The organism is Oleiphilus sp. HI0132, assembly GCF_001635845.1.
In genome coordinates this window covers 1-675 of sequence record NZ_LWGJ01000006.1, presented here as the reverse complement: position 1 = coordinate 675, position 675 = coordinate 1, and the positions used below count along the sequence as shown (strand labels likewise).

General features: G+C 42.8%; 1 protein-coding gene. It reads right to left on the bottom strand.

Annotated features, from left to right (window positions below):
• A partial coding sequence (locus A3766_RS00180) for a diguanylate cyclase (RefSeq protein WP_068641434.1) occupies positions 1-675 on the bottom strand: 675 nt, incomplete at both ends.

The window sequence follows — 675 nt, the reverse complement described above, 5'->3', positions numbered from 1 at the left end:
TTGGCAGCCTTCTTCTATGTCACTTACGCGCGGCACTGAGGCACTATCATCAACTGTACAAATACATGATGCGATTTTGACTGACACATAACCGGAAGCTGTGCGGAAAGATTTTAGATTTATACCATCATGAATGCGGCGATAAGAACTGATAGAGCAATGATCTATGTTGCCAAAGTTAGCGATGATCGCGTATTGATGTTCTGCAACGCGGCAAAGAACATCTAAGGGGCGAATTAGGCTTCTTAAGCGGCGCGTTATACCTAGTGCGACTTCTTCACAGGTCATGTGGTTGTGCTGCTTTTTGATGACAGGCCAGTTTTTGATATCAATTAGCATGTAACTAATTGCGCCACCACGAGACTCGGTGTGCCTCAGAAAGTTTGCTAAAGTCTCTTGCGCGAGACGTTTATTACCAATACCTGTTTCAATATCGACAATATTCTTTTCTTCGAGGTGTTTATTGTTTTCAATGAGCAAATGATTTGCAGACAGTAAAGTATTCTGTCGCTCTGACATTCTGTCTGCGGCATACACGCGAGGAAGAAGTTGCTTAGACATTTCTGACTTGAAGATGAAGTCGTCGATACCTTTGTCGAAGGCTTCATTTAGAGCGCTGCTACCTTCTTTCGCTGTCAAGAGTATTACATAAGTAAAGTGGTTGTTTTGCTCATC